General features: G+C 32.7%; 15 protein-coding genes and 1 tRNA gene. 9 read left to right on the top strand and 7 right to left on the bottom strand.

Translation table 11 applies throughout. The features are described from left to right. Positions 1 to 177: 177 nt before the first annotated feature. Both HXZ69_RS06795 and HXZ69_RS06790 read left to right on the top strand, forming a co-directional pair. On the top strand, positions 178 to 1419 hold the full coding sequence (locus HXZ69_RS06795) for an aspartate kinase (RefSeq protein WP_219034269.1): 1242 nt from the start codon (positions 178 to 180) through the stop codon (positions 1417 to 1419). Next, positions 1420 to 3285, top strand: a complete 1866-nt coding sequence (locus HXZ69_RS06790; protein ID WP_219034268.1) for a GNAT family N-acyltransferase — start codon at positions 1420 to 1422, stop codon at positions 3283 to 3285. A gap of 76 nt (positions 3286 to 3361) precedes the next feature. On the opposite strand, the gene HXZ69_RS06785 is transcribed toward HXZ69_RS06790, so the two are convergent. Together HXZ69_RS06785 and argH are read right to left on the bottom strand one after the other, a co-directional pair. After that, a complete protein-coding gene (locus HXZ69_RS06785; protein WP_219034267.1) occupies positions 3362 to 3580 on the bottom strand; it encodes a hypothetical protein in 219 nt (72 codons plus the stop codon). A gap of 225 nt (positions 3581 to 3805) precedes the next feature. Continuing rightward, positions 3806 to 5107: an argininosuccinate lyase gene (gene argH, locus HXZ69_RS06780; protein ID WP_219034266.1), complete on the bottom strand. Its 1302-nt coding sequence runs from the start codon at positions 5105 to 5107 to the stop codon at positions 3806 to 3808. A 718-nt stretch (positions 5108 to 5825) separates the two neighbouring features. On the opposite strand from argH, the gene HXZ69_RS06775 reads away from it, so the two are divergent. Together HXZ69_RS06775 and HXZ69_RS06770 are read left to right on the top strand one after the other, a co-directional pair. Next, positions 5826 to 8588 carry a bifunctional aconitate hydratase 2/2-methylisocitrate dehydratase gene (locus tag HXZ69_RS06775; RefSeq protein ID WP_286495447.1) on the top strand — a complete coding sequence of 921 codons (2763 nt, stop codon included), beginning with the start codon at positions 5826 to 5828 and terminating at the stop codon, positions 8586 to 8588. Between the two features lie 204 nt (positions 8589 to 8792). Beyond that, entirely contained in the window at positions 8793 to 11057 is a 2265-nt protein-coding gene (locus HXZ69_RS06770) for an aconitate hydratase (RefSeq protein WP_125349916.1), read from the top strand. Positions 11058 to 11197: 140 nt separating this feature from the next. On the opposite strand, the gene HXZ69_RS06765 is transcribed toward HXZ69_RS06770, so the two are convergent. After that, positions 11198 to 11270: transfer RNA gene (locus HXZ69_RS06765), tRNA-Phe, on the bottom strand. Between the two features lie 247 nt (positions 11271 to 11517). On the opposite strand from HXZ69_RS06765, the gene bamG reads away from it, so the two are divergent. From bamG to HXZ69_RS06750, 3 genes are all read left to right on the top strand, one after another. Next, a complete protein-coding gene (bamG, locus tag HXZ69_RS06760) occupies positions 11518 to 12801 on the top strand; it encodes a BamG family beta-barrel-assembly machinery protein (RefSeq protein ID WP_286495446.1) in 1284 nt (427 codons plus the stop codon). A 17-nt stretch (positions 12802 to 12818) separates the two neighbouring features. After that, complete coding sequence (gene lptC, locus HXZ69_RS06755; protein ID WP_286495445.1) at positions 12819 to 13403, top strand: LPS export ABC transporter periplasmic protein LptC; 585 nt, start codon at positions 12819 to 12821, stop codon at positions 13401 to 13403. 114 nt (positions 13404 to 13517) lie between these two features. Next, positions 13518 to 15677: a peptidylprolyl isomerase gene (locus tag HXZ69_RS06750; protein WP_286495444.1), complete on the top strand. Its 2160-nt coding sequence runs from the start codon at positions 13518 to 13520 to the stop codon at positions 15675 to 15677. A gap of 77 nt (positions 15678 to 15754) precedes the next feature. Here HXZ69_RS06750 and HXZ69_RS06745 read toward each other — a convergent pair whose 3' ends face one another. The 3 genes from HXZ69_RS06745 to HXZ69_RS06735 are packed head-to-tail and all read right to left on the bottom strand — an operon-like array spanning position 15755 to position 17700. Beyond that, positions 15755 to 16042 carry a hypothetical protein gene (locus HXZ69_RS06745; RefSeq protein ID WP_286495443.1) on the bottom strand — a complete coding sequence of 96 codons (288 nt, stop codon included), beginning with the start codon at positions 16040 to 16042 and terminating at the stop codon, positions 15755 to 15757. 18 nt (positions 16043 to 16060) lie between these two features. Continuing rightward, positions 16061 to 16564, bottom strand: coding sequence for a 5-(carboxyamino)imidazole ribonucleotide mutase (purE, locus tag HXZ69_RS06740; RefSeq protein ID WP_286495442.1), 504 nt, complete (start codon positions 16562 to 16564; stop codon positions 16061 to 16063). Positions 16565 to 16569: 5 nt separating this feature from the next. Next, complete coding sequence (locus HXZ69_RS06735) at positions 16570 to 17700, bottom strand: 5-(carboxyamino)imidazole ribonucleotide synthase (RefSeq protein WP_286495441.1); 1131 nt, start codon at positions 17698 to 17700, stop codon at positions 16570 to 16572. 62 nt (positions 17701 to 17762) lie between these two features. Between HXZ69_RS06735 and HXZ69_RS06730 the strand changes: the two genes are divergently transcribed. Both HXZ69_RS06730 and HXZ69_RS06725 read left to right on the top strand, forming a co-directional pair. Continuing rightward, on the top strand, positions 17763 to 18704 hold the full coding sequence (locus tag HXZ69_RS06730; RefSeq protein ID WP_286495440.1) for an endonuclease/exonuclease/phosphatase family protein: 942 nt from the start codon (positions 17763 to 17765) through the stop codon (positions 18702 to 18704). Positions 18705 to 18910: 206 nt separating this feature from the next. After that, positions 18911 to 21049 (top strand): TonB-dependent receptor, encoded by a 2139-nt coding sequence (locus HXZ69_RS06725; protein WP_286495439.1) that lies wholly within the window; start codon positions 18911 to 18913, stop codon positions 21047 to 21049. 354 nt (positions 21050 to 21403) lie between these two features. Here HXZ69_RS06725 and HXZ69_RS06720 read toward each other — a convergent pair whose 3' ends face one another. Continuing rightward, positions 21404 to 21661, bottom strand: coding sequence for a hypothetical protein (locus HXZ69_RS06720; RefSeq protein WP_286495438.1), 258 nt, complete (start codon positions 21659 to 21661; stop codon positions 21404 to 21406). Positions 21662 to 21738: the final 77 nt, after the last annotated feature.

Below are 21738 nucleotides of genomic sequence, written 5' to 3'. Positions count from 1 at the left end.
TCAAATATCGGAATAATAACTCAATTTTATATCATTTCAAACGTTTGAAATTAATCTAAATACGTGAAAATCATCATTCAAATTTATTTTTTATTTTAATTAAAATCGGTCAACATATAAAGTGTAGTTTGGTTATATTTGCAAGTTAAATATTTACAAAAAAAAGTTTTTATAGAAATGAAAGTTTTCAAATTCGGTGGTGCTTCGGTGAAAGATGCAGCCGGCGTTAGAAATGTTGCGAGTTTATTGCAATCTGTTGGTTACGAAAATACATGTATCATTGTTTCTGCTATGGGCAAGACAACAAATGCATTGGAAGAGGTAGTCAAACGCTATTTTGAAAAACAAGATTTCGAAAAAACAATTAACGAAGTAAAAGAACAGCACATTGCTTTAGCGACAGAATTATTTGATAATCCAGCTGAGGTTTCTAACGAAATTTCGCAATTTTTTGATGATATTGTTTCGTTTTTAAGACGTAACAAATCACCAAATTATAGCTATGTGTATGATCAAGTGGTTTGTTGTGGAGAATTAATTTCGACAAAAATCATCAGTATGTATCTTAATTCGATACAAATTAATAACGAATGGTTAGATGTTCGCGATTATATCAAAACAGATAATACATATCGTGAAGGAAAAGTAAATTGGGCATTAACAGAAGAAAGTATTAAACGTTTACCAAACACAGGTTTGTTTATTACCCAAGGTTTCTTAGGTTCTGATCCTAACTTTTTCACAACAACTTTAGGGCGTGAAGGTTCAGATTATTCTGCGGCGATTTTTGCTTATTGTTTAAATGCGGATAACATGACGATTTGGAAAGATGTTCCTGGAGTTTTGAATGCTGATCCACGTTATTTTGATAATGCTGAGCTGTTAAATCATATTTCATATGAAGAAGCAATAGAGTTGGCGTATTATGGTGCATCTGTTATTCACCCGAAAACGTTACAGCCGCTTCAACAAAAAGAAATTCCTTTCTTCGTAAAATCATTTATTAATCCTACAGAAGCAGGAACAGAGGTAGCGAAAGGTCAACCATTAGATCCAAAAGTACCTTGTTTTATCCTAAAAAGAGAGCAACATTTGATTCGTTTATCAAGTAAAGATTTCTCTTTTATTACAGAAGATAAATTGAGCGGAATTTTCAATAAACTATATGATTATCAAATCAAAGTAAATTTGATGCAAAATTCAGCAATTTCATTATCTTTATGTTTGGAGGATAAATATGACAACTTAGAAAAGTTTGTTGCAGATATGAACGAAGAGTATAAAGTGCAGGAAGAAAACAATGTTTTATTGTACACAATTCGCCATTTCGATGCAGATTCTGACAAAGTTGTTTCAAAAGAAAAAGAATTATTGCGACAAACAGTGCGCGAAACATTACAAATAGTTGTTAAAGCTTAAATGAGTTTAATCACGACACAAGATATCTATTCAGCTTCGGGTCTTTCTAAAATTGGTGTTTTAGGAAAACCTGTGGCTTGGGCATTGAAAAAAATTTTCAGTATAGATCAGTTAAACGATTTGTACAATCGTGGAAAGCATTTGCAATGCGAACCTTTTTTGGATTATTTGATTGATGATTTGGGAATGGATTACGAAATCCATGAAGAAGATTTAAAACGTATTCCAAAAGAAGGACCTTTTATTATTATTTCTAATCATCCGCTTGGAGCGTTGGATGGAATTATTTTGATGCATTTTATGTCAAAAATTCGTCCTGATTTCAAGGTAATGGGTAATTTTTTATTGCAAAAAATTAAACCATTAGAACCTATGATTATTCCAGTTAATCCTTTCGAAACACGTAAAGATGCATACAGTAGCCTTTCAGGAATGCGCGATGCATTAAAATTGTTAAGAGCTGGAGGTTGTTTAGGGATTTTTCCTGCGGGAGAAGTTTCTTATCGAGATGACGAAAGTAGAATTATTGACAGAGAATGGCAAGAATCAGCGATGAAGTTGATCAAAAAAGCGAAAGTTCCTGTTGTTCCAATGTTTTTTAGAGCGCGAAATAGTAATATTTTTTACCGTGTAGCGAAGATTCATCCAGATTTTCAAACGGCAATGTTGCCAGCTGAAATGATGAAGAAAAGAACACGACCAATTCAGATTCGTATTGGAAAACCAATTTTACAAAAACAACAAGACGAGCATGTGTCTATAGAAGATTATTCTGAGTTTTTGAGAAAGAAAACATACATGCTTTCGTCTTATTACAAACAAAAAAGAAGTTTAACTCAAGTATTGAAAAACCCTTCGAATATTGAGTTGAAAATGCCGAATTTACCAAGCTTATCTTCTTCTAGTAAAAAGGTTAAGCCGATTATTTCGGAAACAGCTTTAGACTTATTAATTCAAGATATTGAAACTTTACGAAAAGATGAACAAGCATTATTGTTTACAAATAATAATTACGAATGTTTCTTTTCTACAGCTCAACAAATTCCAAATATATTAAGGGAAATTGGTCGTTTACGCGAGATAACATTCCGTGCGATAGGTGAAGGTACAAATGATGAAATTGACCTTGATCGATTTGATAATCATTATCACCATTTATTTTTGTGGGATAAGGATACGAATAAAATTGTTGGAGCATATCGTATGGCGATTGGTTCGGAAGTGTATGAAAAATATGGAATTAATGGATTTTATGTTCATGAATTATTCAATTTTGATCCAGAAATTCATCCATTTTTCAAGAAATGTATCGAAATGGGACGTGCTTTCGTTTCAGCTGAATATCAACAAAAGCCGATGCCATTGTTCTTATTATGGAGAGGAATTGTGCATGTAACGTTGAGAAATCCAAATCAGAAATTTATTATTGGAGGAGTGAGTATTAGTAATCAGTTTTCTGATTTCTCAAAATCTTTGATGATCGAATTTATGAAATCTCATTATTACGATTCTACTGTAGCGCAGTATGTGAGAGCAAAAAATGAGTTTAAGGTTAAGCTGAAAGAGGAAGATAAAGAATTTATTTTCGATGAATCTGAAGCTGATTTGAATAAATTTGATAAGTTAATTGATGAGCTTGAGCCAAATATGTTGAGATTACCTGTTTTGATTAAGAAATACATCAAACAAAACGCAAAAGTGATTGCTTTCAATGTTGATCCAAAATTTAATGATGCAATTGATGGCTTAATGTATATTAGAGTTTCTGATATTCCAGAATCTACTGTTCGCCCTGTTTTAGAGGATATTCAAGCAGAACTTGATAAAAAAATACAATCAGGAAAATTTGACGGAAATCTACTTTAAGATTCATGATGAATTTATAACATAAAAAATGCGCTCAACCTAGTTGAGCGCATTTATATTTTAGCTTCGCTATAAATTATTTAGCAACTGCTGTAGAATCAGCTACTGGAGCAACTGCTGTAGAATCAGTTGGAGCAACTGCTGTAGAATCAACTGCTGTAGAATCGTTAGCTGCTGTAGCTAAAGAATCAACTGCTGGTGCTTCTTCTACTGGTGCTTCTTCAGTTTTCTCTCCACAAGATACTGCTCCTAATGATAAAGCTGCTACTGCAACTACTGCGAAAAATTTTTTCATCTTTTTAAATTTTAATCGATTAATTTGATATGTCAAAGTTAGAATGATTTTGACCTGATATAATAAAAAATGATTGTAATTATTTTGTAAAACATTTTTTATTTTACAAAATATAGAATTACAATTATTTAAACGTTTATATTTTCCGAAATTATAAAATTTATAAGACAAAAAAATCCTCAAATTCTATAATTTTGAGGATGATTTTTGACTTATTACAAGTGTTTATTTTAAAACTTGTGCTTCTAATTTGAATTTTTCGATTTTATTTGAAATTAAATCCAATCTCAAATTATGAATACTTCCGATATGCGAAGTCTGAAATTCTTTGTGTGGTATATATGTTCCATTTTCTACAGATAAACCAACTTCTTTGTAAGCATCACGGAAAGGTGTTCCATTCTTAATCGCTTCATTAATATTTTCAACGGTATAAATCGGATCATATTTATCCTGATTCATATAGTTATCTTTAATCTGAAGTTGAGGAATCGCAAATGTTAAGATGTCAATAATATTATCAAATTGCATCATTGGTTCGAATAATATTTCTTTCAATATTTGATAATCACGGTGATATCCACTTGGAAGATTATTGATCGTCATCATAATATCATTCGGCAACGCCTGAATTCTATTGCAATGCGCACGAGTTAACTCAAACACATCTGGGTTTTTCTTGTGCGGCATAATCGATGAACCTGTTGTCATTTCGTTTGGCAACTTCACAAAAGCTAAATCTTGTGAATTGTATAAAACCAAATCGTACGACATTTTAGACAACGTTCCACAAATCATTGCCAAAGCTGTTGCGACAGATTTTTCTGTTTTTCCACGAAGCATTTGTGCACCAACAGAAGAAACTAAGATTTCTGAAAAACCTAATTCTTGTGTTGTTTGCAAACGATCAATTGGGAAACTTGTTCCGAAACCTGCACCAGAACCCAAAGGATTTTGATCAGAAATTTTATATGCAGCCTCAAAAAAGTATAAATCCGTCAACAAACTTTCTGCATATGCCGAAAACCACATTCCAAAACTACTTGGCATTGCCGCCTGAAAATGTGTGTATCCTGGTAATTGATGATTCTTGAATTCGTCTGCTTTTTGTAAGAAAATCTCAATTAAATTGACAATTTTTTCAGTTGTATGTTTTAAATACTCTTTCTTAAAAAGTTGAATTGCAACCAAAACTTGATCATTTCGAGAACGTGCAACGTGAATTTTTTTTCCAGCATCGCCAGTTTTTTCAATTAAATAAGCTTCAATTTTTGAATGTATATCTTCGAAATTTTCGTCGACTTCGAAATTATTTTCCGCAATCAGAACCAAAACTTCATCCAAAGCAATTTGCAACGCATCATTTTCTTCATTGGTAATCAAACCTGTTTTTGCCAGCATATTTGCCTGCGCTTTCGACGCTAATGCATCGTATTTCGCAAGATGAGCATCTAATTCTCTGTCTTTTCCAACAGTAAATTTTTCGATTTTATCATTAATGGTAAAACCTTTATCCCAAAGTTTCATATCTATAATAATGAATTAAGGGCGCAAAGTTAGTAAAAAGTTGCATAATATCTCATTAAACTTGTATAATTATTAATAATCATAAATATTTATTCATATTGAATATTTTTGATTGTTTTTTGAGAATGTTTAGACGATTGATAGCATTTTGAAAGATTGATTATTGAATGTTTATTAATATTTCGAAATAATTCAATTTCGTAAAAAAATGACCCAAAAATTATGGAGTTGATATTTTAAGAACCTTTTAATTTTTAACTTCTATTTATTTACGTTTAAAACATTGTTAAAGTGAAATTTAGACCTTTTTTATAATAATTCTAAATTATTGAAATATAACTAAAATATATCATTCTTTGATGAAAAATCTTTACTATAAACGTAATTTTGTGTACCAATTTATAGCTAAACGCGTATTTGTTTAGATGATTGTTAATGTAAGTTTTAGAATAAAACTCTGACTCAAATGCTTATGAGTGTTGAGTTTGTGTGAGTTAAATTATTAAAAATTACCCTTCGAAAAAATTACATACTTAGTTTGTATTCTGATAACAGTGGTTACCTATGCCAAAAATGATTTTTGTTGAAAATAATTTTTGCATAAGATGTGACGATACAGCGAAGTGTTATTATATAATTCATTTTGATTGGATGAAATCAGGTGTAAGTAGCTTGGTTTTAAACAATCTTTAATATTAAAAAGAAAAGATAGATAATTATGAGTCTTTACCAAGAGTATCTTAACGAGATTGAAGAAAGAAAAGGTCAAGGTTTACATCCAAAACCAATTGATGGTGCAGAATTACTAAGTGAAATCATTAATCAAATTAAAGATGTTAACAACGAATACCGCGAGGATTCTGTTAAATTCTTTATCTATAACACGTTGCCAGGAACAACTTCTGCTGCAGGTGTAAAAGCAAAATTTTTAAAAGAGATTATTTTAGGAGAAGCAACAGTTGCTGAAATTACACCAACATTTGCATTCGAATTGTTATCTCACATGAAAGGAGGACCATCTATTGAGGTTCTTTTAGACTTAGCTTTAGGAAATGATGAAGCAATTGCAAAACAAGCTGCTGAAGTTTTAAAAACACAAGTTTTCTTATACGATGCAGATACAGCTCGTTTAGCTGATGCTTACAAAGCAGGAAATGCAATTGCAAAAGATATTTTAGAAAGTTATGCAAAAGCAGAGTTCTTTACAGAATTGCCAGCTGTTGCTGAAGAAATAAAAGTTGTGACTTACATTGCTGCTGAGGGTGATATTTCTACAGATTTATTATCTCCAGGTAACCAAGCACACTCTCGTTCTGATAGAGAATTACACGGGAAATGTATGATTACTCCTGAAGCTCAAGCTGAAATTAAAGCTTTACAAGCGAAACATCCAGACGCTTCAGTAATGTTAATCGCTGAAAAAGGTACAATGGGAGTTGGGTCTTCTCGTATGTCGGGTGTAAATAACGTGGCTTTATGGACAGGTAAACAAGCATCTCCATATATTCCATTCGTAAATATTGCTCCAATTGTAGCGGGTACAAATGGTATTTCTCCTATCTTCTTAACTACTGTTGATGTAACTGGTGGTATCGGTATCGATTTAAAAAACTGGACTAAAAAAGTTGACGCTAACGGAGAAGTTGTTCGTAACGAAAACGGTGACCCAATTTTAGAAGAAGTTTATTCAGTAGCAACAGGTACTGTATTAACTATCAATACAAGAGAGAAAAAGTTATACAACGGAGATCAAGAATTAATTGATATCTCTAAAGCTTTAACTCCACAAAAAATGGAATTTATCAAGGCTGGTGGTTCTTACGCTATCGTATTTGGTAAAAAAATCCAAACTTTCGCAGCTAAAACTTTAGGAATTGAAGCTCCTGTAGTTTTCGCTCCTTCAAAAGAAGTTTCTATCGAAGGACAAGGATTAACTGCTGTTGAAAAAATCTTCAACAAAAATGCAGTTGGTGTTGCAGATGGAAAAGTATTACACGCAGGTTCAGACGTTCGTGTTGAAGTTAATATCGTTGGTTCTCAAGATACAACTGGTTTAATGACTGTGCAAGAATTAGAGTCTATGGCTGCTACAGTTATTTCTCCAATTCTTGATGGTGCTTACCAATCTGGTTGTCATACTGCTTCTGTATGGGATAAAAAAGCGCAAGCTAACATCCCTAAATTAATGAAATTCATGAACGAATTTGGGGTAATCACAGCACGTGACCCTAAAGGTGAATATCATGCAATGACTGACGTTATTCACAAAGTTTTAAATGATATCACGATTGACGAATGGGCTATCATTATTGGTGGTGACTCACACACACGTATGTCAAAAGGTGTTGCTTTCGGTGCCGATTCAGGTACGGTAGCTTTAGCTTTAGCAACTGGTGAAGCGTCTATGCCAATTCCAGAATCTGTTAAAGTAACATTCAAAGGTGAAATGAAACCATTTATGGATTTCCGTGATGTGGTTCACGCTACTCAAGCTCAAATGTTAAAACAATTTGACGGTGAAAACGTATTCCAAGGACGTGTAATCGAGGTTCATATCGGAACTTTATTAGCTGACCAAGCCTTCACATTTACTGACTGGACTGCAGAAATGAAAGCGAAAGCTTCTATCTGTATTTCTCAAGATGATACCTTAATTGAATCTTTAGAAATTGCTAAATCTCGTATCCAAATCATGATTGATAAAGGTATGGATAACAAAAATGCAGTTTTACAAGGTTTAATCAACAAAGCAAACAAACGTATCGAGGAAATTAAATCTTGTGAAAAACCAGCTTTACAACCAGATGCTAACGCTAAATATTACGCTGAAGTAGTAATTGACTTAGATATTATCGAAGAGCCAATGATTGCCGATCCAGACGTGAATAATGCTGATGTTTCTAAACGTTATACACACGATACAATCCGCGATTTAACTTACTATGGTGGTGATAAACACGTAGATTTAGGTTTCGTAGGGTCTTGTATGGTACACAAAGACGATTTAAAAATCGTTTCTCAAATGTTACGTAATGTAGAAAAAGCAAATGGTAAAGTTGAGTTTAAAGCTCCTTTAGTTGTTGCGGCACCTACTTACAACATCATCGACGAATTAAAAGCAGAAGGTGATTGGGAAATGTTACAAAAATACTCAGGATTTGAGTTTAGCGACTTATTGCCAAAATCTACTGCACGTACAGAATACGAAAACATTATGTACTTAGAGCGTCCTGGTTGTAACCTTTGTATGGGGAACCAAGAAAAAGCAGAAAAAGGAGATACAGTAATGGCTACATCTACACGTTTATTCCAAGGTCGTGTGGTTGAGGACCGTGATGGTAAAAAAGGAGAATCTTTATTAGCATCAACTCCAGTAGTTGTTTTATCAGCGATTTTAGGACGTATTCCTTCTATCGAAGAGTACAAAACTGCAGTTGAAGGTATTAACTTAACAAAGTTTAAACCAATTTCAATGAACTAATTGTTTGTAGAAAATGATATAATAAAGGCTAACATTTCGGTGTTAGCCTTTTTTTGTGATAAATATATAATATTGCAAATAAATAAGTTAGAATTGTTTTAAATAAGATTATTAGCACGGTAAAGAGTTAGTAGTTTACAAATAATTCAGTATATTGGGGTATGTTTTTTGATAAATTAAAACCAATTAAATAAATCAATTATTATGGCATTTGATATAAATATGATTAAAGGCGTTTATGCAAAAATGCAAGAACGTGTAGATGCTGCGAAAGCCATCGTAGGTCGCCCTTTGACTTATTCAGAGAAAATTTTATATGCTCACTTGTTTGACGGAAAACCTACACAAGCGTATACAAGAGGAGAATCTTATGTAGATTTTGCGCCAGATCGTGTAGCAATGCAAGATGCAACTGCTCAAATGGCTTTGTTGCAATTTATGCAAGCTGGAAAAACCAAAACGGCTGTTCCTTCTACGGTTCACTGTGATCACTTGATTCAAGCTAAAGTTGGTGCAAAAACCGATCTACAAGAGGCAATCAATAAATCTTCAGAAGTATTTAATTTCTTAGAATCAGTTTCTAATAAATATGGAATTGGATTCTGGAAACCAGGAGCAGGAATTATTCACCAAGTAGTTTTAGAAAACTATGCATTTCCAGGAGGAATGATGATTGGTACCGATTCTCACACGCCAAATGCAGGTGGATTAGGAATGGTAGCAATTGGTGTTGGTGGTGCTGATGCTGTTGATGTAATGTCTGGAATGGCTTGGGAATTAAAAATGCCAAAATTAATCGGAGTTAAATTAACGGGTAAATTATCTGGTTGGGCTGCTCCAAAAGACGTTATTTTAGAAGTTGCTGGACGTTTAACTGTAAAAGGTGGAACAGGAGCAATTGTAGAGTATTTTGGAGAAGGAGCAGAGTCTTTATCTGCAACAGGTAAAGGAACAATTTGTAATATGGGTGCAGAAATTGGAGCAACAACTTCAATCTTCGCTTATGATGATGCTTCAGAAAGATATTTAAGAGCGACTGATCGTAATGATGTTGCTGATGCTGCAAATGCTCACAAATCTTATTTACGTTCTGATGATGAAGTTTATGCAAATCCAGAAAACTTCTATGATCAATTAATTGAAATTAACTTATCTGAATTAGAGCCTCGTTTGAATGGTCCTTTTACGCCAGATTTAATGACACCAGTTTCTAAAATGAAAGAAACTGCTGCAGCTAATGGTTGGCCTTTAGATGTAGAATGGGGATTAATAGGGTCTTGTACAAACTCTTCTTACGAAGATTTAACACGTGCAGCTTCGATTGCGCAACAAGCTTTAGATAAAGGTTTAGAAGTGAAATCATCTTTTGGAATTAATCCTGGTTCTGAGGTAGTTCGTTATACTGCGGATCGTGATGGTTTATTAAAAACTTTCGAGGATTTAGATGCGGTTATCTTTACAAATGCTTGTGGACCTTGTATTGGTCAATGGGATCGTGAAGGTGCGGATAAAGAAGAAAAAAATACAATCGTTCATTCATTCAACCGTAATTTCAAAAAACGTGCGGACGGAAATCCAAATACATATGCTTTCGTAACATCGCCTGAAATGGTTGCGGCGATTGCAATTTCTGGACGTTTAGATTTTAATCCATTAACAGATAAATTAATCAATAAATTTGGTGAAGAAGTAATGTTAGATGCTCCAAAAGGAGAGGAATTACCAACAAAAGGTTATGCTTATGAAGATAATGGATATCAAGCACCTGTAGAAGATGGTTCTCGTGTAGAAGTGATCGTAAATCCAAATTCTGAGCGTTTACAATTATTAGAAGGTTTCAAACCTTGGAATGGTGAAAATATTACTGGAGCTAAATTATTAATCAAAGCATTTGGTAAATGTACAACTGACCATATTTCTATGGCTGGACCTTGGTTACGTTTCCGTGGACACTTAGATAATATTTCGAATAATACATTGATTGGTGCCGTAAATGCATTCAACCAAGAAACAAATTCAGTTAAAAATCAATTAACAGGAGAATACGGACCAGTTCCAGATACTGCACGTGCATATAAAGCGGCAGGTGTACCTTCTGTAATTGTTGGTGACGAAAACTATGGAGAAGGTTCTTCTCGTGAGCATGCGGCGATGCAACCACGTCATTTAGGAGCTGTTGCAGTTTTAGTACGTTCTTTTGCACGTATCCACGAAACAAATCTTAAAAAGCAAGGAATGTTAGCGTTGACATTTGCTGACAAAGCAGATTATGATAAAGTACAAGAAGATGATACAATCAACTTTATTGATTTAACGGAATTTGCGCCAGAAAAACCTTTAACAATCGAGTTTGTTCATGCAGATGGATCTAAAGATTTAGTTGTAGCAAATCATACATACAATACACAACAAATTGAATGGTTCAAAGCTGGTTCAGCATTAAATTTAATTAAAGCGCAACAAGCGTAATAATTATTTCAACATAAAAAGTAAAAGCCGATGTATTTCTACATCGGCTTTTTTTAATTGAAAATATTTTTTAATATATTATTAACATTTAAAAATTAAAACTAAAAAAACCTCAATCAAATGATTGAGGTTTTAAGCAGTGGTGCCTCCAGGAATCGAACCAGGGACACAAGGATTTTCAGTCCTTTGCTCTACCAACTGAGCTAAGGCACCGCCTTAATTGTGATGCAAATATAGAGCGAAAATCTGTTCTACCAAACATTATTTAAAATATTTTTTAGACGAAAAAGCTATCTTGTTCATTTACCGAGAAATAAATTTTAAAATATTTTTATCTTTGCAAAAAAAGAGCGGTTTTAATATTTTAATAGAGATTTAACAACTCATTTTTGCAATCTAATTTTTACAATTCGCAACAAATCATCATATTTGCGTCTTAGAATTCTATTATACATTCATAATGAAGTGGATTATTTGTAGTTTATCACTATTTAGCGTGGTAACAATAAAAGCTCAGTCAATATCAGTTTCACCTTATTCGGCATACGGAGTAGGGGAGCAATTGTTTGATAATAATACTGAACAAGCTGGTATGGGCGGTATCTCAACGGTTCCTACGAATCCTTTTGGACAAAGTGCGAATTTTTCGAATCCGGCGGCAAACCAAAACTTGCGTATGACAACTTTCAATGCAAGTGGAAGTGGAACTAATTATAATTTCAAATCTGGAACAGATAAAGAAAATGCAGGTCGTTTCAATGTTTCTAATATTTCATTGGCTTTTCCAGTTGGTGAAAAAGGAAGTTTCGGAGTTGGTTTTCAACCTTACACAGCGTTGGGATATGATATTATGAATACTTCTGAGATAAATAATATCAAACAAACTGTACAGATGAAAGGTGATGGAGGGTTAAATAGTCTTCATGCTTTTTATTCAAGAAATCTTTCAAAAGGATTTTCTTTAGGTTTGCGTGTTAATTATCTTTTCGGAGAGTTGCAACGTAACGAGATTTTAGCTGTAGATGGAGCAAGTTTAGCTGTAGATTATAGCGATAAATCGAACTATCGTGGTGCTCAATTTACGTTAGGATCTATGTATACGAAGAAAATTGGAAAAAATAACAATTTAAACATTGGTGCTACTTATACATTAGGAACTGAGTTAAGAACAGATGTTACAGATCTTACAACTTCTTACACATATATCGGAACAACACAATCTTCTGTAGATACAATTTCTATTATTAGAATTGATAAAGGAAAAACTAAGATTCCACAACAATTTACTTTAGGAGCATCATATTCTAAAGATAATACGTGGTCGTTAGCTGTAGAAGCGAAATATAATAATTGGAACGATTTCTCTCAACCATTAGAAGGTCAAAATACTACAATGTCTTCTGCAGTAGATTACAAAAATAATGTACGTTTGGCAGTTGGAGGATATTGGATTCCAGATTATAACAGTTACAAAAGTTATTTTAATCGTGTAACGTATCGCGCTGGTATGTATTATCAATCAGCTCAGTATTCTATTCACGGAACAGATATTAATGCTTATGGAGCAACTTTAGGTTTTGGATTTCCAATTGGAAAACAAAATGATGGTTCTATGATGAATATTTCGTTAGAGTACGGACAAAAAGGAAAAACAACAAACAACTTAATCAAAGAAAATTATTTCGGAGTTAAAGTTGGATTTGATATTAACGATATTTGGTTTAGAAAAAGAGTTATTGACTAATTTTGGACAAACAAAAATTGTATAAAAAAGCAAACGAAAAATTTTTAATTAAACCGAGTATTGTATTTGGTCTGATTAGCGTTTTCGTTTTGCTTTTTTCTTGTAAAAAAGAACTTCCACCTATCAGTAAAAAGAAGGTAGAATTCCCAACACGAACACTTATCAATGCAAATATTATCAACAAAGATTCTGGAAGAATTTCGGGTAATTTGCGTTCTCCTTTGATTGAAATATACGAAACGGTAGATTCTCCTTACACGATTTTTAGAAAAGGTTTAAACCTTGATTTTTATCAAAAAGGAAGCGTAAAACCAGGTTATTTTCAAGCAGATTGGGGAAGATTAAGTGATGTAACAGGAATCTACGAAGGTAGAGGAAATGTAATTATCGTAAATGAGAAAGGTGATTCGTTGAAAAGCGAGCAATTATTTTGGAATAAGAAAAATAAAACAGTTTATACATCGAAAGAAGTTTACTTAATTAGCAAGGAAGGCGATTCGTTAACAGCGAAAAACGGTTTGCAAGCTACTGACGATTTAGAAACCTATACTTTATTCAATAATCAAGGATTTAAGTATGTTGATGATAATCAAAAATTCTAAAGAGCGTTAAAAAAATTAACAAAAAAGCGCATACTTGTCGCTTCTTCTATTTTATTATTCAATGTATTGTCGTATTTTCGCCACCTATTATAGAAATAACATTAAAATAAAACAATGGCAGTTTTAGGAGAAATTCGTAAAAAAACTTGGCTGATCTTCGTGGTAATCGGAGTTGCAATGTTAGCTTTCGTTGCAGGAGATTTATTCGGAGAGAATTCAAAAATAAAACAATTATTTACTGGAGATCCGTCTGTAGTTGGTACAGTGAACGGAGAACCTATTGGTATTGCAGAATATCAGAGTGCGTACGATCAAACACAAAAGATGTACGAAAATCAAGGTCAAACTGCAACTCCAAATCAAATTGCTCAACAAACTTGGAACAGCTTAGTTAGTCAGAAAGTGTTGAAACAACATGCTGAAAAATTAGGTTTAAAAGTTTCTGATGATGAATTTTGGAGCTATACAGCTCAAAACTTCGGAATGGCATCTGGTGCAGAAGCACAACAACAGATTGCTCAATTAGAAGCGAATGCGGCATCAAGCCCAGAAGCGCAACAACAATATAGAGGTTGGTTGCAAACTGCTGAACAAATAAAATTACAGATTTTATCTCAAAAATATTTTGGTTATGTAATGGCTGGTACAGCGGTTACAAGTAAAGAAGCGGATATTCAACAAGGATACAATATTTCGAATGCAAATATTCAGTATGCATTTGTAGATTACGCAACTTTGGCTAAAAAATTAAATGTAAAAGTAACAGACGAAGAAATTTCTGCTTACGAAGCGAAATATCCAAAATTGTTCAAAGCAGAAGGTTTAGTAAAATTAAGCTACACTTATTTCCCTGCTGGAGCTTCGACTGCTGATGACGCTGTTGCTTTAGCAAACATCAAAAAGTATTTGTCAACTCAAATTGTTCATGACGAAGTAAACAATGTTACAGATACAATTGCAGCATTTGGTTCTGCAAAAAGTGATTCGGTTTATGTGACTCAAAATTCTGAGAAACCATTTATTCCAAATTATTTTACAAAAGCAGAATTGGAACAAGCTCAATTAGGACCAGAAGCAACAAACTTCTTGAAAACTGCTACAGTTGGACAAATTGGTGGACCTTTCAAAATTGGAAATACATACCAATTATACAAACTTTCGAAATCGAAAGAAGTAAAAGATTCTGTAAAATCTAGTCACATCTTAGTTTCTTATACAGGAAGCGCTGCTGGAAACGGAGTAAAACGTACAAAAGACGAAGCAAAAAAATTAGCTGAACAAATTTTAGCTGAGGTAAAAGCTAATCCAGCTTCTTTTGGAGAAGTTGCTTCAACAAAATCGGATGATAAATCATCTGCTGTACAAAAAGGAAGCATTGGTTGGGTTGGAAAAAACAATCAATTAGATCAAACTTACAACGGATTTATTTTTACAAAACCAGTTGGTACAGTTGATTTGGTAGAATCTCAATTTGGGTTTCATATCATCAAAGTTGATGACGCGAAAAACAAAACAGCTTATCAAGTTGCAAATATTGTAAAAACAATTGAGCCTTCTAAAGCGACAACAGAAAAAGCATTTACAAATGCAAGAACGTATGTTCAGAATGTTGAAGGAAAATCATTGAATGATTTCAAAAATACTGCGAAAAAAGGTGGTTATTTAAATAATACAACAGAAGGAATTGAGCGTTATGCTGCGATTGGTCAAGATATTCCAAACGATCAGGACGGAGATATCTTAAAATGGGCTTTTGACAAGAAAACAGATAAAGGAGCAACAAACTTGTTTACATCTTCTACAGGAGATTACATTGTTGTTCATTTAGTTGAAAAATTTGACAAAGGTTTAGCACATCCAAGTGTTGTTCGTCAATATGTAGAGCCAGTTTTGATGCACGAAAAAGTTGCTAAATTGGTTGATGAGCAAGTTGCAAACGGTGGATTGAATGCTTTTGCATCTAAATTCGGAGCGAAAAAAGGAAATGCTACGGTTAACTTCTCTAATTCTAATTTAACTGGAATTGGTTTAGAACCTAAAGTTGTAGGAGCTGCGTTTGGTGTAAAACCAAATCAATCTTCTAAGGCGATTGCAGGAAATGCTGGAGTTTTCTACATTATTCCTTCAAACCAACAAATTCAAAAGAATCAAAAAGGTTCAATGATTTTGGATAATTTAAACCGTCAATTACAAGGTAAATTTCAACAAACATTGTTACAATCATTGATTCAAGCTGCTGATGTGGTTGATAACCGCGATAGAGCTTTACGTTAAGATTTAAAAAATTTCTTTTTATAAAAAAAACTCCCAAGTTGTATAGTTTGGGAGTTTTTGTTTATGGAAATAATTATTTATTCTTTTTCAATTTCTGATAAAAAAGATTGAACGAAATCCATTTTATCTTTAGTTGTTATGATTTTGAAGAAAATAATATCGCGATCATCATTGTCTTTAGAAATTTCAATTTTATGATAAGATTCGGGTTCCGATAATTCAAACCATATATCTTTATCAAAATTAGTTTGAAAAAGATTATATTTTATTAAATCTAAATCCTTTTGAAAATAAAATTCTTGTATAAGGAGTTTGATAAATTCACTAAAATAAGTTGAATATATCCAAAAATTATTTTCTTCCATATTTTTTAATAAATTAACTTACCTATCAAACTCATTCGGATATTCGCCTTTCACGATTTCAATTTTCGCTTCTACAGCTTTTTGTAAATCTTCTTGATATTTGATTAATCTTTCTTGTAAAGTAGGATTAGTCGCACCTAAAATACGCGCTGCCAAAATCCCTGCATTCTTCGCCGCATTCACTGCAACTGTAGCAACTGGAATACCATTTGGCATTTGTAAAATAGATAAAATAGAATCCCAACCGTCAATAGAATTTGACGATTTAATAGGAACACCAACAACAGGAAGAGGCGTAATAGATGCAACCATTCCTGGTAAATGCGCAGCACCTCCTGCACCAGCAATAATAACATTTATTCCACGTTCGTGCGCTGTTTTTGCATAATCAAACATACGTTTTGGCGTACGATGCGCCGAAACAATTGTCAATTCGAAAGGGATATTTAATTCTGTTAATAGATCAGCAGCTTGTTTCATGATAGGCAAATCGCTATCACTTCCCATTATAATTCCTACCATAGTTGTTACTTTTTTGCCACGACTTTAACCGTTGCATTAACTTGTTTTATGTTTTGTTTTAATTGTTCTAAATCATCATTCACCAATGTAACGTGTCCCATTTTTCGACCTGGTTTTGTGATAGTTTTTGCGTACCAATGCAAAAATGTTCCTGGAATCGTCAATAATTCTTCAATATTTTCGATTTCTGCTTGTCCAGTTTGTCCTTCAGCACCAATTAAGTTAACCATAGCAGAAGTAGTAAACAATTTTGTAGAACCAAGTGGTAATTGCATTAACGTTCTTAACATTTGATCGAATTGTGATGAATAAGCAGCTTCAATTGTTGAATGTCCAGAATTGTGAACACGAGAAGCGGTTTCGTTTACCCAAATCGATTGATCTTTGTTCAAGAATAATTCAACTGCGAAAACTCCTGGAGATTTCAATGCTTTTACAACATCACGCGCAATTTGTTCCGCTCGATCAGTGATTTCTTTCGAAAGTGTAGAAGGCATCAATAAATAATCTAATAAATTATATTCTTCGTTGATGACAAATTCTACGGTTGGATAGGTGACAATATTTCCTAAATGATCGGCAACCGTAACAACCGCAATTTCACGATCTAAATCGGCGGGCGTTTCGAAAATTGAAGGAGATTGAAGCATTTTATCCAAATCAGCTTCAGATTTTAAGAATTGTACACCTTTTCCATCATAACCATCTTTTCGAGATTTTTGAAAAATCGGATAATTGATATCTTGTTTTGATTTTAAATCTTCCCAATTATCTAATCCAAAATAAGGCGCAGTCGGAATATTATTATTGACATAAAATTCTTTTTGAATTCCTTTGTCTTGAATAATAGCTAAAGCTTCAGGATCTGGAACAATGCGTTTTCCGATTGATTTTAGATAACGTAATGCTTCAACATTTACGTGTTCAATTTCAATCCCGATTGCATCTAAATCTTTTCCAAATGCAACAACCGTTTCATAATCTTTGAAATCGCCTTGTACAAAATGATGCGCATGTGGCCCGCAAGGTGCATCAGCAGCTGGATCTAAAATACTAATCTCGCAAGGATATTGCAATGCATTTTGCAAAAACATATACCCCAATTGTCCTCCTCCTAAAATTCCGATTTTTATCATATTGCGAAGTTAATGAATAATATAATTTCTATTTTTACGAGAACAAAAAAAGTATTGACGAGATGTTAACAAAATGGAGCAGAGTTTTATTCTTTGTATTTTTAGGAATTTATTTAACAAGTAAAAGTTTTTATCAATATTTCGTCTTCGATATGTTGGCACAATATTCTATTTATGCGTTGATTATTGCCTTTTTCTTGTGTATGATTTACAATTATTCGATTCGTAAAGAAGAAAAGAAAAATATTTTATGGTTGATTCCTTTGGTTGCGATTCCAATTATTACGTACAAAAACATAGGGAATTTCTATTTTGGAGAAAATGCAAAAGGAGAAAAATCGAATTTTAAAATTACGTCAATCAATATTTTTTCTCAAAATGAAGAGTTTCAACACTTGAAAAAATATTTAAGTAAAGATAAAAGTGATGTAATTGTTTTACAAGAATTAACGCCTGCTTGGCAAAAACATGTAGAGTTTATCCGAAAAGAATATCCATATTATAAAGAAGAGGTGAGAAGTAACAATTTTGGAATTGCGATTTATTCTAAAATTCCATTCTCTAAAGTATCAACAAAAAATTATATTGATGAAATGCATCCTTCTATTTTAGCGGAAATTATTGTAGACGCTAAACCATTAAGCATTTTGGTAACGCATCCTGTTCCGCCTTTACCAAATCAGGCGCGTTTTGAAAGACGAAATAAACAATACGAATTGATGAAGCAGGAAATTGATGCTTTACCGAATGAAAATATCATTTTAGTTGGAGATTTGAATTCAACAGTTTATTCACCGAATTTCAAATTGGTGCAATCAGATAAAATGAAAGATGCGCGCTCTGGTTTTGGATTGAATAATTCTTGGAATGCTTTTATTCCAATTTTCCGTACAAATATTGACCAATGTTGGGTTTCAAAGAAAATAAAAGTGACCAATTTTTATCGTGGAGATGACATAAAATCAGATCATTTTCCGATTGTTGCAGAACTGAAAATAGATTAAGAATTTGGGTTAATTTTTAAATTTCAAAAAAAAGATTACCTTTGAAGTTCAATCGAAAGGGGTGCTTCTTTAAGAGGCTGAGATTATACCCAAAGAACCTGGGCAGGTAATGCTGCTAAGGGAACTGGTACTTCACCAAATTACATTCGCGCGTAAATTATAAAAGTGTAAGATGGCTCCTTTCATAATATTTTTTAAAATTAATTATGAAAAGGTCGATTTTTTTATTGTCATTTTTTGGTGCATCTATTCTTTATGCACAAGAAAAAGATTCTATTCAAAAAGAAGAAATTCAATTAGGAGAAGTTTCAATTGTCGAAAAACTTCCGATTACAGTTGAAAAGGTAACTGATAAAATGTTACAAAAGAAGAATTTGGGACAAGATGTTCCAACTTTGTTAAATTCTGCTACGTCTGTTTCTATAACTTCCGATACAGGAACAGGAATTGGTTATTCGTCTATCAAAATTCGTGGACTTAATGAACAATCAATCAACGTTACATTAAATGGAATTCCGCTTAATAATCCTGAGTCTCAAGGTGTTTTTTGGGTGAATATGCCAGACTTGGCTTCATCTACAAGCTCTATGATAATTCAGAGAGGAGTTGGAACTTCATCAAACGGAATGGCTTCTTTTGGAGCAAGTGTTAATATCGAATCTCAAAATCCGTCTACCGTTCCTTTTGCAGAAGCAAATGTTTCTTTCGGAAATTATAAAACGCAAAAATATACAGTTCAGGCTGGTACGGGAAAAATACTAAATAATAAGTTGAGTATTGATGGACGTTTTTCTAAGATAAATTCGGATGGATATGTAGACAGATCTTGGTCAGATTTAATCTCTTATGATTTTACTGCCTTATATGAATTGAATGAAAAAACAAAGTTTAGATTTCAGAATATGTTTGGAAAAGAACAAACGTATCAGGCATGGAGTGGTGTAGATGCTGAAACTTTAAAAAAAGATAGAACATATAATTTTGAAGGAGAAATTTTAGACGAAAATGGAAAAGTTGAAGGTTTTTATAAAAATCACACCGATAATTACCGTCAAAATCATTATTTTCTTTCGTGGTTACAAGATTTTGGGAATAATTGGAAATCAAATTTAACACTTCATTACACAAAAGGTAAAGGTTATTACGAGAGCTATAAAAATAATCGCAGTTTGAAACGTTATAAATTGGATTATTTAACTTCAGAAAAAAGAAATTTAATTAATCGTGAATATCTTGATAATGATTTTTATGGTTTTAATCTTGAAGTTGAAAATCAACGTCTAAATGATTTTAAAGTATTTTTCGGATTATCTGCAAACGAATATGATGGCGATCATTATGGAAATGTCTTATGGGTAAAAGGCACAGATTTTAAGGATAAAGATTTCAAATATTACAACAATCGTTCTGTGAAAAAGCAATTGGCTGCTTATGCAAAAGTATTGTATCAATTGAATAAATTTGAATTGTTTGGTGATTTGCAATACCGTTATGTTGAATATGATGCGAAATATTTGCCAAATGGGAAAAATGATGAGGAAGATTTCAGACCATTTTCGGATACATTCAATTTTGTGAATCCAAAAGCTGGAATAAATTTTAAAATCAATTCTTCAAATGTATTGTATGCTTCTTATGGTATTTCACATCGTGAGCCTTTGAGAAATGATTATGTAGATTCTAAATCTAAACCAAAAGAAGAATTTCTACAAGATTATGAATTTGGTTATAGAAAAGTAGGACAACTTTCTTTGAATGCAAATTTGTATTATATGGACTACCAGAATCAGTTGGTTGCAACAGGAGAGTTAAATGAAGTAGGTGCAAGAAAGCGTGTTAACTCTGGAAATAGCTATAGAAGAGGAATAGAGTTGGATGCGAATTATAAAGTTATTCCGAATCACTTGAATATTTTTGGAAATTTAACTTTAAGTCAAAATAGAAATATAAATTACGAAGAGGAGGTTTGGGATGAAAAAGGAATTTCTTCTATAAAAAATTATGGAAAAACAAAAATTTCGCTTTCACCAGATGTGATTTCTGCTTTCGGTTTTGAAGCTGTTCCTTTCAAAAATGTATTGATTAATTTGACGAATAAGTATGTTGGTGAACAATATTTATCAAATACAGAACCAGCAGATGGTAAATTAGATAGTTATTTGGTTTCGGATCTTTTGATTCGATATTCGACAAAAGTAAAAGGAATTAAAAACCTTGAATTTTCGTTCTTGATTAATAACTTATTTGATGTAGAATACGAATCAAACGGTTATTATTATGGAGGAGGATATTATTTTCCACAAGCCGGAATTAATGTTTTGGGCGGAGTTGGAATTCGTTTATAAAAAGCTAAAAGCTCGAGAACTTCTCGAGTTTTTTTTATTCTTCAATATAATCAAGAGGAATATGCCAAATTTCGGTTTTATTTTTTTCTCGAAAGAAATCCAAATGTCCAATTTCATCCAATCCATATTCTTTAGGAATGATATTCAAACGTTTTTCCTCACATTTTTCAAAACTAATTCAGCAAATAAATCTACAGATTTTGGCGTTGCCATAAAATCATCATCCAAACTAATGATTAAAACAGGTTTTGTAATCTCATCATATAAATTCTGTGTTTCATCTGCATAACCTAAAATCGAAGTTTCATTCAGAATTAACTTTCGCCAATCTTTCGCAATTCCGATTGGAACTGGTTAACCCATTCCAACCTTTTGAGAAGGAAAAAATCCGTAAAAAGCAGATAAAATAGGAATTGCAATACGAAAAAAGAAATTTACTTTTGGTTTATCTTTTTGATGAAAATTTTTGATATAACCATATTGAGAACCAATTGTTACAATTTTATCATAAACTTTGTAAGCGCGTGTCAAACCAATCATAATTCCACCGATACTATGACCAATTAAAAATTTTTCGTGATTGGGATAAAATTCTTCGATATATTGTGTCAAACCAATAGCGTCCTAAATAAATTTAGGGCATAAAATATCCACCCACTTTAGTAGGATACAAGCTATAGTTGGACAAA

Origin of the sequence: Empedobacter sp. R132-2 (assembly GCF_030324375.1) — a bacterium.
In the GTDB taxonomy this organism is placed as follows: domain Bacteria; phylum Bacteroidota; class Bacteroidia; order Flavobacteriales; family Weeksellaceae; genus Empedobacter; species Empedobacter falsenii_B.
The sequence above is the reverse complement of the archived record's forward strand: the minus strand, read 5'-3'. Positions and strand labels throughout refer to the sequence as shown.

Coding starts and splice junctions, on each gene's coding strand:
- HXZ69_RS06795 (WP_219034269.1), top strand. CDS start 178: ATGAAAGTTTTCAAATTCGGTGGTGCTTCGGTGAAAGATGCAGCCGGC.
- HXZ69_RS06790 (WP_219034268.1), top strand. CDS start 1,420: ATGAGTTTAATCACGACACAAGATATCTATTCAGCTTCGGGTCTTTCT.
- HXZ69_RS06785 (WP_219034267.1), bottom strand. CDS start 3,580: ATGAAAAAATTTTTCGCAGTAGTTGCAGTAGCAGCTTTATCATTAGGA.
- argH (WP_219034266.1), bottom strand. CDS start 5,107: ATGAAACTTTGGGATAAAGGTTTTACCATTAATGATAAAATCGAAAAA.
- HXZ69_RS06775 (WP_286495447.1), top strand. CDS start 5,826: ATGAGTCTTTACCAAGAGTATCTTAACGAGATTGAAGAAAGAAAAGGT.
- HXZ69_RS06770 (WP_125349916.1), top strand. CDS start 8,793: ATGGCATTTGATATAAATATGATTAAAGGCGTTTATGCAAAAATGCAA.
- bamG (WP_286495446.1), top strand. CDS start 11,518: ATGAAGTGGATTATTTGTAGTTTATCACTATTTAGCGTGGTAACAATA.
- HXZ69_RS06750 (WP_286495444.1), top strand. CDS start 13,518: ATGGCAGTTTTAGGAGAAATTCGTAAAAAAACTTGGCTGATCTTCGTG.
- HXZ69_RS06745 (WP_286495443.1), bottom strand. CDS start 16,042: ATGGAAGAAAATAATTTTTGGATATATTCAACTTATTTTAGTGAATTT.
- purE (WP_286495442.1), bottom strand. CDS start 16,564: ATGGTAGGAATTATAATGGGAAGTGATAGCGATTTGCCTATCATGAAA.
- HXZ69_RS06735 (WP_286495441.1), bottom strand. CDS start 17,700: ATGATAAAAATCGGAATTTTAGGAGGAGGACAATTGGGGTATATGTTT.
- HXZ69_RS06730 (WP_286495440.1), top strand. CDS start 17,763: ATGTTAACAAAATGGAGCAGAGTTTTATTCTTTGTATTTTTAGGAATT.
- HXZ69_RS06725 (WP_286495439.1), top strand. CDS start 18,911: ATGAAAAGGTCGATTTTTTTATTGTCATTTTTTGGTGCATCTATTCTT.